This is a genomic window from Clostridium chromiireducens (assembly GCF_002029255.1).
GTDB lineage: Bacteria > Bacillota > Clostridia > Clostridiales > Clostridiaceae > Clostridium > Clostridium chromiireducens.
The window spans coordinates 1-13,600 of sequence record NZ_MZGT01000099.1; the positions used below are offsets into that span (position 1 = coordinate 1).

General features: G+C 32.2%; 11 protein-coding genes. 5 read left to right on the forward strand and 6 right to left on the reverse strand.

Annotated features, from left to right (window positions below; genetic code table 11):
* From CLCHR_RS22015 to CLCHR_RS22025, 4 genes are all read right to left on the reverse strand, one after another.
* A partial coding sequence (locus CLCHR_RS22015) for a glycosyltransferase (RefSeq protein WP_242966175.1) occupies positions 1–1,578 on the reverse strand: 1,578 nt, incomplete at its 3' end.
* Positions 1,579–1,697: 119 nt separating this feature from the next.
* Positions 1,698–1,934 carry a hypothetical protein gene (locus CLCHR_RS25355; protein ID WP_242966176.1) on the reverse strand — a complete coding sequence of 79 codons (237 nt, stop codon included), beginning with the start codon at positions 1,932–1,934 and terminating at the stop codon, positions 1,698–1,700.
* Positions 1,935–1,977: 43 nt separating this feature from the next.
* The gene (locus tag CLCHR_RS25360; RefSeq protein WP_242966177.1) at positions 1,978–2,187 is read right to left on the reverse strand and encodes a hypothetical protein; all 210 of its coding nucleotides are present in this window, start codon (positions 2,185–2,187) and stop codon (positions 1,978–1,980) included.
* Between the two features lie 372 nt (positions 2,188–2,559).
* Complete coding sequence (locus CLCHR_RS22025; protein ID WP_079442055.1) at positions 2,560–3,684, reverse strand: glycosyltransferase family 61 protein; 1,125 nt, start codon at positions 3,682–3,684, stop codon at positions 2,560–2,562.
* 230 nt (positions 3,685–3,914) lie between these two features.
* On the opposite strand from CLCHR_RS22025, the gene rfbF reads away from it, so the two are divergent.
* From rfbF to CLCHR_RS22050, 5 genes are all read left to right on the forward strand, one after another.
* Positions 3,915–4,688: a glucose-1-phosphate cytidylyltransferase gene (gene rfbF, locus CLCHR_RS22030; RefSeq protein ID WP_079442056.1), complete on the forward strand. Its 774-nt coding sequence runs from the start codon at positions 3,915–3,917 to the stop codon at positions 4,686–4,688.
* Positions 4,673–5,755 (forward strand): CDP-glucose 4,6-dehydratase, encoded by a 1,083-nt coding sequence (gene rfbG, locus CLCHR_RS22035; protein ID WP_079442057.1) that lies wholly within the window; start codon positions 4,673–4,675, stop codon positions 5,753–5,755. Before rfbF ends, rfbG begins: the two co-directional genes overlap by 16 nt.
* Positions 5,745–7,088: a lipopolysaccharide biosynthesis protein RfbH gene (gene rfbH / locus CLCHR_RS22040; RefSeq protein WP_079442058.1), complete on the forward strand. Its 1,344-nt coding sequence runs from the start codon at positions 5,745–5,747 to the stop codon at positions 7,086–7,088. Before rfbG ends, rfbH begins: the two co-directional genes overlap by 11 nt.
* A 13-nt stretch (positions 7,089–7,101) precedes the next feature.
* Positions 7,102–8,832 carry a thiamine pyrophosphate-binding protein gene (locus CLCHR_RS22045; RefSeq protein ID WP_079442059.1) on the forward strand — a complete coding sequence of 577 codons (1,731 nt, stop codon included), beginning with the start codon at positions 7,102–7,104 and terminating at the stop codon, positions 8,830–8,832.
* 90 nt (positions 8,833–8,922) lie between these two features.
* On the forward strand, positions 8,923–9,822 hold the full coding sequence (locus tag CLCHR_RS22050; RefSeq protein WP_242966178.1) for an NAD-dependent epimerase/dehydratase family protein: 900 nt from the start codon (positions 8,923–8,925) through the stop codon (positions 9,820–9,822).
* A gap of 108 nt (positions 9,823–9,930) precedes the next feature.
* Here the strand turns inward: CLCHR_RS22050 and CLCHR_RS22055 are convergent, their stop codons facing one another.
* Positions 9,931–10,986, reverse strand: a complete 1,056-nt coding sequence (locus CLCHR_RS22055; protein ID WP_242966179.1) for a glycosyltransferase — start codon at positions 10,984–10,986, stop codon at positions 9,931–9,933.
* 551 nt (positions 10,987–11,537) lie between these two features.
* Positions 11,538–13,600: collagen-like domain-containing protein (locus tag CLCHR_RS22060; RefSeq protein ID WP_139376285.1), on the reverse strand; the 2,063-nt coding region annotated here is incomplete at its 5' end.

Consider the following 13,600-nt stretch of genomic DNA (forward strand, 5'->3'; position numbering starts at 1 on the left):
ACTTATATATTCATTTTTAAGTTTAATTACTTCTGAGTTATTTTCAGAGTCATTATTATATTGTTCAATAAATCTAATTAAGTCTCCATGATATTCTTTATACCATGCCATAAGACATTGGATAAGTTCCTTTTTATCCTTAAGGAAAAATTTATTTTCATATGAAGAAATAATCATTTTAAAAAAGTCAATTGAAGCCCAAAAGATTAACGTAGTATCTTGAATGCTTTGAGAACTATGAATTCTAAAATTGCTTAAAGGTTCGGAAATATAAATCATATTCCCTTTCTGTAATAATTTTAACCACAAGGATATATCGCCTAGGCAATATATTTCATTTTTATCATAATCTATAATGTTATATTTTTCGCAGTCAAATTCTAGAGCTTTTCGTCTAAACATAGCAGTAGTCATTTCACCAATATAGTTAATCATTGATAAAAGAATTTTCTTTCCTGATTCTTCTCCTGTTAAGCGGACATCATAGGGATACTGGCGGACTGTTCTAAAATTATCATTATAATAATTACCATCTTCATCAATCATTTTTCTATAGCTTGTTATTAAAGACAAGGTATCATCATAGAGAAAATAGTTAATCATTCTATCTATTTTATTTAAATTCAAAAGATCATCATGTAATAAATAGTTTATATATTCACCTGATGACTCTTTAAAGCATTTACCAAGATTAATCTTACCTCTATCACCTAGCGGACCACCATTGTTAAAATACTTAATTTTATTGGTTTTTAACATATATTGTTCAATCAAGGTTTGCACATCATTATTAGTACTGTCATCACATATAATGATTTCAGTATTTCGATAAGTCTGATTTAGAGCTGAGTCAAGTGCTAATTTTAGATATTTTGTTTGATTGTAAGCCGGAATTAGTATACTGACTAAAGGAAATATATCCTTAGAATAATTATCTAAAAACATATTTTGATATTTCTCAAAGCCATTTGATGTAGTTACAATTCCACAATCATGAATGCACCACGGAATTTTCTGATTAGGAACTACAACTTTAAATCCATGCTTTATAAATTCAATACTTTGTGAAGCATCATAAAAATGCCAGCCATCAAAAATATCTTCTCTCCATGGCACATCATATTGTGTTATCATTATAAGTCCATCTATTCCTTTGACTTCTGAATATAAATCATTGATATCATTAAAAGCTAATAACTCCATAGTACCTCTATGACTATCATAGACTGTCCCTATTTTACATGGATCATCCCACCATATTCCTGATACCGGAATGATTTTGGCTCCAACCATACCTATTATTCCTATACTTCCGTCTTTTTTAAATATATTCACTATTTCATTTATAAAATTGTTATTTTGTATATAAACATCCTGATGAAGATAAACCTTATATTTAGAGTCACTTTTTTGAATTGCTTCATTGTATGCAGAGGTCATACTTTTTGCATTTCTTATAGCTATTATCTCAAGTTCAATACCCATAGGTATTTGGAGTTTATTAATATATGATAGGCTTTTTTCATATAGAGTTTCATCATTTACACAAGTAATAAATGCGATTTTATTTTCTTTCATCTTTACCCCCATCTACTTAGTTTTTTAGATATTACTTAGAAAGTTATTTAAATATTCTTCATTTAACATGAATGTACCTTGATAATATGGCTGATTAGAGTGCCCTGAAAGATATCCATCTAGAATATAATGTCATCGTATTTGACTAGAAAGCCAGGTTTTAGATTTAATGGGTAACTTGCTAAATTTGAAATGTATATTAGCTTTTTTACTTTATATTCATAACCGTAAGTTAAAGAAATAATTTTTCTGCCTTCTCTATTTAGCACATCTAATTCTTGTTTTAACTGAGGTATTAAAAAACAAGCAGCATCAACTAATATTGGAATATTATTATATTCCTCAATTTCATTCACAAGTAATAATTAAGAGACTACTTCTATTTGAAAATGAGAATAATTAGAAGAAGCGTATCCCTTCCCCTATGACTTCATTAGATTCAGTATAGCCCACAAGAAAAATATTATCGTTTAAATTAATAACATTATTAGTTTTTAAATCATATTTATCGTCTTTATCTGAAAAAGCAAGTTCATAAATGCAAAAATTATCATCATCAAAAATTATATAGTTTCCACCAATTATGTTTACATTGCATAATTCTGACACATAGATTTCAGGAAATTTACTATCAATAGAATTAATAGCTTTAGGAATATCACTATAGTTTGGTTAATATATTTTTTGAGAGTGTTCCTCTTTTATAACAGAATATATATAATTATGAGCATTACAATACTCTTTACAAGTAATATTGTTTAAAACTTTTTTACATACATTAATTATAAGACACCTTTCAATTTGGCAATAATATTGTAATATTAATCATTTAATTAGAATCATAATAAAATTAATACATTTTATGAATTTCATAATGTGAGTGTTACAGAAAATTTAATCATAATAGAGTTTATAGTATTGTATATTTAATAAAAATGTGCAGGTTAATAGAATAATCCTGCACGCTAAGATATATACTTGTTAAAATTGTTCTAAAAGATTTCTTACGAATTCTGCATCAGTGTTGAATGAGTTCTGCCAATATCTGTGCGGAGTTATTTTAGATAATTCTGCATCTATGAAATATGATTCCTGCCCTAATATACCAGATATATTAGAAATCCAAGGTGATGCTATAGCTTTAGGCTGTATGCATATAATTTTTGCGTTTTTATTTGCAAATATAATATTTGTAAAGCCAGCACCAAATGGACCAGCTATGAATTCTGCTTCTGAAAATATATTTAATTTATCAGTAAAAGACATAAATTCAGGATAGATGATTTCATAACCATGCTCTGTAAAAATCTGCTCAATGATATCTTGATTTTCTAATCTAGGATTGTATGAATTTCTTCTGGATATATATATTTTTCTAAATATATTATTTTCAATTGCTAATGCTTTATTTAATGGATTAATACATAAATCGTTTAAAATAGAATCTTTATAATTAAGTGGGTACCCTCTCTTTATTTCAATTGGGTACATTGCTAAATCTGAAAGATATATGAGTTTCTTTACATTATAGCAACATCCCTTACGTAGATAAATTATTTTGCGGCCATTTTTATTTAACATTTGTAATTCTTCTAAGTAATGTGGAATACTAAAGCAAATTTCATCAATTAATATTGGTATATCAGCATATTCTTCAACCTCATTAATAAGGCATAATTTAGAAAGTACTTCTGTGTGAAAATGAGAAAAATTAAAAGCGCAGCCAGATATAAGCATTATTCCTTCTTCAATGTTACAAGTAGGCTCCTCATATTGAATACAAGTAGTATTTTTCTCAACAGAAATTGTATTGTTAATTTTCAAATCAAATTTGTTCTCATTATCTTTAAGTGCAATGTCATAAATACAAAAATTATCTTTATCAAAAATAATATAATTAGAGCCAATTATATTAACATTGTTTAATTCAGAAATAAGAATTTCTGGGTATTGTACATCTACATGATTAATAAAATTTGGAGTATCTCTGTAATCTGGTATATATAATCTTTGAAGATGTTCATTTTTTATAATGGAATATTTCATATTATGCATATCACAATAGTTCTTACATGAAATATTATTTAATTTTTTCTCGACAGTCATTTATTACACCTCTATTTAATAATAATGTTCTGGATTTTTAATGCTATTTCTATTAAGCACTATATAATTTCATTCTAAAGAATTGTTTAGTATATACTATGATGACTTATTGTAGTTGAATACAAAATACATTATTTAATTTTGCTGGAAGCGTTGTATCATTGATTATTTCGCATAACCTTTTTTTATAACGCATATAAGTATATAAATAAGTAATAGAGGCGTCATATATGAAAGTTGTTATATTAGCAGGCGGATTTGGAACAAGGATTTCAGAAGAAAGTCATTTGAGACCTAAGCCTATGATTGAAATCGGAGGTATGCCTATTTTATGGCATATTATGAAGATATATTCTAATTATGGTTACAATGATTTTGTAATTTGCTGTGGATATAAGTCACACATTATTAAAGAGTATTTTTCAAATTACTATTTACATGGAAGTGATGTTACTTTTAATTTTGGCAAAAGTAATAAGATGACTGTACATAGTAATTTTTCAGAACCTTGGAAAGTTACTCTAGTTGATACAGGTCTTAATACCATGACAGGAGGACGTATTAAAAGAATACAAAAATACATCAATGATTCCACATTTATGCTTACATATGGAGATGGAGTTAGCGATGTTGATATTTCTGAATTAGTTAAATTTCATAAAACTCATGGAAAAACAGTTACTATGACAGCAATAAGTATTGAACAGAAATTTGGGGTTCTTGATATAAATAAAGATAATGTGATTAATTCCTTTAGCGAAAAGAATGATAATTGTGGAAGTATGATTAATGGAGGCTTTATGGTGTTAAATACTAAAATATTTGATTATATTGACGGTGATGCCACAGTATTCGAAAAAGCTCCTTTAGAAACTGTTGCAAAACTTGGAGAGCTTATGGCATATAGACATAAAGGTTTTTGGAAATGCATGGATACACAGAGGGATAAACAGCAGCTTGAAGCATTATGGGAAAGTGGTGATGCACCATGGAAAAAATGGTGATAAATCTTGATTTTTATAAGGAGAAGAAAGTTCTAGTAACAGGTCATACTGGATTTAAAGGAGCCTGGCTTTGCAAAATACTTGTCCAATCTGGAGCGGAAGTTATAGGATATTCACTAGCTCCTCCTACTAAGCCAAACTTATTTGAACTTTCTGGAATTGGTAAGGAATTTAATTCTATAATTGGAGACATTAGAGATTTAGAAAAACTCATGGAAGTCTTCGGTAAATATAAACCGGAAATAGTATTTCATCTTGCAGCTCAACCTATTGTGATTGATAGTTACAAAAATCCTGTCGTAACTTATGAAACTAATGTAATGGGGACAGTTAACATACTTGAATGTATCAGAAAAAATGAATGTGTAAAGTCATTTTTAAATGTCACTACAGACAAAGTCTATAAAAATAATGAGTGGGAATGGGGATATCGTGAAAATGAACAACTCGATGGATTTGACCCTTATTCTAATAGTAAATCATGTTCTGAACTCGTTACTCATAGTTATAAAAGTTCTTTCTTTTCAGAAGAAAAAACTGCTATTTCTACAGCTAGAGCTGGTAATGTGATAGGTGGAGGGGATTTTGCAAGTGATAGAATAATTCCTGATTGCATTAGAGCTGCTAAAATAAAGCAGCCTATTAGCGTAAGGAATCCTTATTCAATTAGGCCATATCAGCATGTTCTAGAAGCAATAGGCGCATATCTTATGATAGTACAAAAGCAATATGAAGATATAAAATATTCTGGATATTACAATGTTGGCCCTAATGATTATGACTGCATAACAACTTTAGATTTAGTACGATTGTTCTGCAAAAAATGGGGAGAAGGGATGATTTGGCAAAATAAATTTATTGATGGTCCTCATGAAGCAAGTTTTTTAAAATTGGATTGTTCAAAGATAAAAACTATATTTGGGTGGGAACCGCGATGGAATATAGAAACTGCAATAGAAAAAACCGTTGAGTGGGGAAAGTGTTATTTAAAAAAAGATGACGTAAACGAATGTATGAGTAGGCAGATAATAGAATTTTTCTATAAGGAGACTAATTATGTCAGATGAATTAAATAAAGAAAAATATAAAATGGAAATCCTAAAGCTTGTTCGTGAATACTGTAATAAATATCATAAAAAATCTAATTATGAAAAAGGACAAAGAATTCCTTATGCAGCTAGAGTTTATGATGAGGAAGAAATGGTAAATCTTGTGGATAGTTCACTTGAGTTTTGGCTTACAGCAGGAAGATATACTGCTCAATTTGAAAATGAATTTTCTAAGTTTCTAGATATAAAATATTGTAGTCTCGTTAATTCAGGCTCAAGTGCCAATTTAATTGCTTTTATGACACTTACTTCACCACTTTTAGGTAATAGAGCTGTTAAAAAGGGGGATGAAATAATTACCGTTGCCGCAGGATTTCCAACTACAGTAGCTCCTATAATTCAATTTGGCTCAGTACCTGTTTTTATAGATGTTACAATTCCTCAATATAATATAGATGTAACAATGCTCGAAAAGGCCCTTTCAGATAGGACTAAGGCAGTTATGGTAGCTCATACATTAGGAAATCCATTTGACTTAAGTTCAGTTAAAGATTTTTGCAATAAAAATAATTTATGGCTCATTGAAGATAATTGTGATGCTTTGGGAGCAAAATATACACTAAATGGAGATCAAAAGTTTACTGGTACTATTGGAGATATTGGTACTTCCAGCTTCTATCCTCCACATCACATGACCATGGGTGAAGGTGGAGCAGTATATACAAATAATCCACTATTAAATAAAATAATTCGTTCACTTAGAGACTGGGGGAGAGATTGTGTCTGTCCTCCAGGAATGGACAACTATTGTAATCATCGGTTTGACAAGCAGTATGGAGAATTACCTCTAGGCTATGATCATAAATATGTATATTCACATTTTGGTTATAATTTAAAAGCAACTGATATGCAGGCTGCTATTGGATGCGCACAGCTGAAGAAGTTAACAGCATTTATTGAGAAAAGGCGCACGAACTTTAAAGAATTAAGAGAAAAATTATTAGAAGTAGAAGATAAACTTATTCTGCCTATTCCTTGTAAGAATTCTGCTCCAAGCTGGTTCGGTTTTCTTATCACATGTAAAAAAGGAGTAGATAGGAACAAACTTGTTCAATATATTGAAAATAAAGGTGTTCAAACGAGAATGCTGTTTGCAGGAAATTTAATAAAACATCCATGTTTTGATGAAATGAGAGCAACTGGTAATGGATATCGTATTGTTGAAAGTCTTACAAACACAGATAAAATTATGAGGGACAGTTTTTGGATTGGAGTATATCCAGAAATGACTAATGATATGATAAATTACATGGCCGATGCAATTAAAGAAGCAGTTAATAACCAATTATGAGAGGAATTGTAATGTGAAAGTAAGTGATTATATTGTAACTTTTCTTATTGAGAGAGGAATTAGCGATGTATTTGGATATCCAGGTGGAATGGTAACACACCTTATGGATTCATTTAACAAATATAAAGAGCACATTTCAATCCATCTAAATTATCATGAACAAGGGGCTGCATTTTCAGCCTGCGGATATGCACAAATTTCAAATAAACCTGGAATTGCATACGCTACTAGTGGACCAGGGGCTACAAATTTAGTTACTGGTATTGCAAATGCTTATTTTGATTCTATACCTTGTGTTTTTATTACAGGGCAGGTTAATACTTATGAATCAAAAGGTAGTCTGCCTGTAAGGCAAAAAGGATTTCAGGAAACCGATATAGTAAGTATTGTAAAACCTATTACAAAATATGCAGCAAAGATTGAAAATGAAAAAGATATTAAATATGAACTTGAAAAAGCATTTTATCTAAGCTGCAATGGTAGAAAAGGACCAGTCTTACTTGATATTCCACTGAATATTCAAAGAGCTGATATTATTTCTGAAGATTTAAAATTTTATGAATCAAATAATAGTGAAGAGGATAATTTGGACTATGATAATGTGAAAAATACTATGTTAGAAATGCTTAAGTCATCTAAAAAGCCTGTTATTTTAGCTGGAAATGGTATCAACATTGCAAATGTTGTTAAAAAGTTTAGAAAAGTTGCAAATATAACAGGAATTCCTGTTGTTACAAGTATGATTGGAAGAGATGTATTATCTGGTACTGCTAAAAACAATTATGGATTTATAGGTGCCTACGGGCATAGATGTGCAAATTTTATAATATCAAATAGTGATTTAATTATAAGCTTAGGCTCTAGACTTGATTGCAGACAAACGGGCAGCAATCTTAAGATTTTTGCAAAGAATGCTAAGCTTTTAAGGGTGGATATTGATAATTTCGAACTCATAAATAGAATAAAAGATGATGAAATATCAGTTTTAGCAGATTTAGATAAAATTATGACAATATTGATTACAGATGAATTTAAATTGAAGATTAATTACAAAAAATGGATAAATGCATGTATTAAAATAAAAGAGGAACTTAAAGATATTGATTCACAATATGAAAATAACATTGTAAAAGAATTTTCCAGTATTGTTCCAGATAATTCTATTATAACAACTGACGTGGGTCAAAATCAGGTGTGGATAGCTCAGTCTTTTGTTATTAAAAATAATCAAAGAATGATTTTTTCTGGAGGGCATGGTGCAATGGGATATTCACTTCCATGTTCTATTGGTGCGTATTATGGAAGTAGAAAAAATGTTATTTCTTTCAATGGTGATGGTGGATTGCAGATGAATATTCAAGAGCTTCAATTTATAGCAAGAGAAAATATACCTGTTAAGGTAATAGTACTTAATAATAAGTCATTAGGAATGATCCGTCATTTTCAAGAAATGTACCTTAATTCTAATTTTGTACAAACTAAAAAGGAAATGGGATATATAACACCTGATTTTGAAAAAATTGCAGAAGCCTATGGTTTAAGATATATAAAAATAAATTCAGTCGAAGAAATTTCAAAATGTTCAAATGTATTAGCAGATGAAAATCCTTGTTTTATAGAAATTGCCTTAACTGATACTACTTATTTATATCCAAAACTTGCTGTAAATAAACCAATATATGATCAAGATCCCCCTTTAGATAGAGAGCACCTTAATAGGTTAATAAAAATTTGTAATATCTAAGTTCAGTAGGGCTAGCATAAACCTAGTTCTACTAATTTATAATTCAAAATTTCATAAGAAAAAAGGGGAGGATAAGTTATAAATAATATAGTGATAACTGGGGCTACTAGCTTTATAGGAATACATTTAATTAAAGAATATCTAAAAAACGATTTTAATGTTATAGCTATAGCTAGACCTAATTCAAAAAACTTAAATAGATTGCCTAAAAGTGACTTTTTAACAGTTATTGAAATTGATATGAGTGAAATAGAAAAGATTACGGAGAAAATTAAACTAAAAAAAGCAGATATATTTTATCATCTAGCTTGGAACGGCACGAGATTGCCATATCGTAATGATGCTGCTATTCAAGAAAAAAACTATTACGCTGCAATAAATGCAATGAAAGCAGCTAAGTTATTAGGATGTGATACATTCATAGGTTCTGGCTCACAGGCTGAGTACGGTAAATGCATAGGAAAAATTAGCGAAACTCATAGCTTAAAACCCATAGACGAATATGGAAAAGCTAAACTAAAAGCTTATGAGACTCTTAACCAGATTGCAGCAGAAAATAATATTAAATTTATCTGGGCAAGAATATTTAGTGTATATGGTATTTATGACTATGAAAAAACACTCGTTATGTCTACATTCTATAAGATGATGAAAAATGAAAATATACAATTAACAAGATGTGAACAAATGTGGGATTTTATTTATGTAGAAGATTTAGCTAGAGCAATGTATCTGCTTGCAAATACTTCATGTGCTGATGGAATATACAATATCGCAAGTGGTGAAAGTAGAAGACTTAAAGAATTTTTAATAGATATGAAAAATGTCTGTAAATCAAAAAGTAAATTGCAATTTGGAGCAATACCTTATAATAATGAGATGGTAATGAGTTTTGAGGCGCTTGTAGATAAATTAAAACAGAATACAGGATGGGAATGTAATGTTAAGTTTAAGGAAGGTATAAAAAGGATACTAGAATTTATGAATTAAGCATCAATAAAGTAAATAATAGATCGAATATATTTATATCGATCTATTATTTTTTTAGCTAAATAAAAGTGCAAAGTAACTTAGAAATATTCTACACATTTAATATTATTAACCAATTCCTATACTTTTAAAATAGTTTCTGTTATATAATATGCGTGAATCATCAGGCCTAAATTTAGCAGCAATTTCATTATGATCATATGCTAATTTATGATCTCCAAGTCTATCATAACAAACACATAACTGTAAATGAGGTAGCCATGTCCAACATGCATCATTGAAAAATCCCCAGCTATCTTTTGGCTTTTCTAGCTTTGTAGCCTGTTCATACCAAAAAGTTGCCTGCTTATATTTCTTTTCATGCAAAAAAGAAAAGCCTATTTTACAGCAAGCCTCAGCTCTAGGAGTGTCATATTCAAAGCTCCTAAATGCGTATTTTCTCCCATATTCTACCTTATCTATCGATTGATAGTAATCGCATATTTTTTCACAGACTCTGATATTATCTTCAAACCAACCCTGCTTTGAGTCCAGAAATTGATTATAGTATTTGAGAGCTTCATCAAACATTCTATGGTCATATAATTCATTACCGTAGTATAGAATATCTCTTGGTGTAAATTCAACTCTTTCTTCTTTTAATTTATTTTGATAAATTTCAAGATTTCGTTTTGGAGTTTGCTTTAACTTCCTATGAGTAATTGCAATTTCACTATTGATTATATTTCCTCCAACTGCGAGATATTCATGAACAAAACCAAACCATTGAAAATTATTACTTCTTTTAACTAAGCGATTACGTCTATAAGTGGCAGTTACATTTCCATATTCATCAAATCCTATATTATATTTTGCTGTTACAGAATTAACAGAAGGATCTAATGTTTCCTTTAATATTTTAAATTTTTCTGCATCCTCAGGTAATACAACATCATCAGCATCTAGCCAAAGAATATAATCTTTAGTAGCTTTACTAAAAGCAAAATTTCTTGCGGCTGAAAAATCATCAATCCATTTAAAATCATAAAGTTTTGAAGTGTATTTTCCTACAATTTCTTTTGTTTTATCCTGAGAACCAGTATCTACAATTATTATTTCGTCAACTATATCTTTTACAGATTCTAAGCAATTTGCTATTACATCTTCTTCATTTTTAACTATCATGCAAAGACTAATAGTTATCAAATAACCACCTTCTTTTAAGTTTTACATTATATAATATGGTATCAAAAACGTTTTGACACAAATGAAGTGTTTAAAAAGAAAAGATTGCCTATATATAATACGGGCATTTTAATTATCCCAAATTGTTATATTTAAAGTTCTAGTATTTTCAGTGGCAGGATTAATATTGGTACTAGTCATTGTAATTACGACAGCATAAGTGAAAGTTACAGCTCATGGGTAATAACTCCAAGTGATATTGTAAATTTCAGGGTTTCAAGAAGGAAGAGGAGTAAGGTGACAGAGTTGTTAATTGGTACTGTTGAAAGAGAAGTTAAACTGAGGAATTGTTTAACTTCAATATTACTTTTGAGGATATCTTTTTTTTAGATTTACAATTAATTACCGTTTACTCTTTAGCCAGTTATATGAAAAATATGCCAATATAAAAATAAAGTTCACACAATTTCGAATTTATCAAAGTAATCTATGACTTTCACATAATTTGAAAAAAGGGATGCTAAAAAGCATCCCGTAAAGTTAAAAATTTATTAGAAAGTTATAGAGTTAATATTTCTATTAATGGCACTTGCAGAAGTAACATTATTTGCTGTCGTAAAAATAACTCTAACTTCATAAAGAATAGAACCAGTGGTTGGTGCTGTATCAACGTAAGTGTTAGGGACTATGAAACGTTGAGTCCCAGCTGTGCTAAGATTTCTTTGAATTATTCTTGAACTAATTAAAGTACCGTTTCTATATAGCCTTGTATCGAAGACTTGGCTGGAATTTGCAGTTGTAATAGTGTCTATAGCAATAACCAAATCAATTTTAATATTTTGTCCAGCAGTTGCGTTTACAGTTTCGGATAATACTGTTACTTCAGTGTTAATAGGAGGATATACTCCAGTAGAACCAGTAATTTGATTGAATACCAGTTGAGGTGCTCCAGTTGCACCAGTAAATCCTGTCGCACCAGTAGATCCTGTGACTCCAGTTGCACCGGTAGATCCTGTGGCTCCAGTTGGTCCAGTTATTCCAGTATCACCGGTAGGTCCTGTTGCTCCAGTGTCACCGGTAGATCCTGTTGCACCAGTATCACCTGTAGGTCCAGTGTCTCCTGTAGGTCCTGTAACTCCAGTATCGCCAGTTGGGCCGGTTGCACCTGTGTCACCAGTAGCTCCAGTTATTCCAGTATCACCAGTAGATCCTGTTGCACCAGTATCGCCGGTAGGTCCAGTTACACCAGTATCACCAGTAGGTCCTGTAACTCCGGTATCTCCTGTAAGTCCTGTTGCACCAGTATCACCAGTTAGACCTGTTGCTCCGGTATCACCTGTAGCTCCAGTTATTCCAGTATCGCCAGTAGATCCAGTTACTCCGGTATCTCCAGTAGGTCCGGTTACTCCAGTATCACCAGTAGATCCTGTTGCGCCAGTTGGACCAGTAACACCAGTAGATCCAGTTGGACCAGTAACACCAGTAGATCCTGTTGCACCAGTATCACCAGTAGATCCTGTTGCACCAGTATCACCAGTAGATCCTGTTGCACCAGTATCGCCAGTAGGTCCAGTTACACCAGTATCACCAGTAGGTCCTGTAACTCCGGTATCTCCTGTAAGTCCGGTTGCTCCAGTATCACCAGTTAGACCTGTTGCTCCGGTATCACCTGTAGCTCCAGTTATTCCAGTATCGCCAGTAGATCCAGTTACTCCGGTATCTCCAGTAGGTCCGGTTACTCCAGTATCACCAGTAGATCCTGTTGCACCAGTATCGCCAGTTGGACCAGTAACACCTGTATCGCCGGTAGGTCCGGTTGCTCCAGTATCGCCAGTAGGTCCTGTAACACCTGTATCGCCAGTATCTCCTGTAAGTCCGGTTGCTCCAGTATCACCAGTAGGTCCTGTTGCACCTGTGTCACCTGTAGGTCCGGTAACTCCGGTATCACCAGTAGATCCGGTAACTCCAGTGTCTCCAGTAGGGCCGGTTGCTCCAGTATCACCAATAGGTCCTGTTGCACCAGTATCGCCAGTTGGACCAGTAACACCTGTATCGCCGGTAGGTCCGGTAACTCCGGTATCACCTGTAGCTCCAGTTATTCCAGTATCACCAGTAGGTCCGGTAACTCCAGTGTCTCCAGTAGGGCCGGTAATTCCGGTATCACCTGTAGCTCCTGTTATTCCAGTATCGCCAGTTGGACCTGTAACTCCAGTATCACCAGTAGGTCCGGTTACTCCGGTATCTCCAGTAGCACCGGTTACTCCAGTATCACCTGTAGGTCCAGTTACTCCAGTATCACCAGTAGGTCCTGTTGCACCTGTGTCTCCAGTAGATCCAGTTATTCCAGTATCACCAGTAGGTCCTGTTGCACCTGTGTCTCCAGTAGCTCCAGTTATTCCAGTATCGCCAGTTGGACCTGTAACTCCGGTGTCACCTGTAGGTCCTGTTGCTCCGGTATCACCTGTAAGTCCGGTTGCTCCAGTATCACCAGTTAGACCTGTTGCTCCGGTATCACCTGTAGCTCCAGTTATTCCAGTATCGCCAGTAGATCCTGTTGCACCAGTATCGCCAGTTGGACCAGTAACACCTGTATCGCCGGTAGGTCCGGTAACTC

Bases quoted from the DNA above. Each gene is read 5' to 3' on its own strand.
- CLCHR_RS22025 (WP_079442055.1), bottom strand. From the start codon at position 3,684: ATGACTGTCGAGAAAAAATTAAATAATATTTCATGTAAGAACTATTGT.
- rfbF (WP_079442056.1), top strand. From the start codon at position 3,915: ATGAAAGTTGTTATATTAGCAGGCGGATTTGGAACAAGGATTTCAGAA.
- rfbG (WP_079442057.1), top strand. From the start codon at position 4,673: ATGGAAAAAATGGTGATAAATCTTGATTTTTATAAGGAGAAGAAAGTT.
- rfbH (WP_079442058.1), top strand. From the start codon at position 5,745: ATGTCAGATGAATTAAATAAAGAAAAATATAAAATGGAAATCCTAAAG.
- CLCHR_RS22055 (WP_242966179.1), bottom strand. From the start codon at position 10,986: ATGATAGTTAAAAATGAAGAAGATGTAATAGCAAATTGCTTAGAATCT.